The organism is Neobacillus drentensis (genome assembly GCF_036962765.1).
Lineage (GTDB): Bacteria > Bacillota > Bacilli > Bacillales > Cytobacillaceae > Neobacillus > Neobacillus drentensis_C.
The window spans coordinates 38473-38708 of record NZ_JBALOS010000202.1; the positions used below are offsets into that span (position 1 = coordinate 38473).

Genomic DNA, 236 nt, shown 5'->3' on the forward strand with positions numbered 1-236 from the left:
ATGAACAAAGGCTCTACTATGGTTTCTCGTCATATAGGCAATCTCACTCGAGATCGTCGAGCTGCTATTTGCCGTTTCATGGGCAACAATACCCTCTACCTCACCATAACCATTCCGATACGTAAATTTGGTAAAAATATTTTTGTAATCTTGCTCTACTTTCGCGGGTACTAGTTTCTTAGAAATGATATAATCATTAACTTTGGGGTAGGTCGTTCCCGCTGCGCTCATAAGAG

General features: G+C 41.1%; 1 pseudogene. It reads right to left on the minus strand.

Annotation, left to right across the window (positions count from 1 at the left end):
* Window positions 1-236: pseudogene (locus V7137_RS22715) on the minus strand (GW domain-containing glycosaminoglycan-binding protein); the annotation flags it as partial.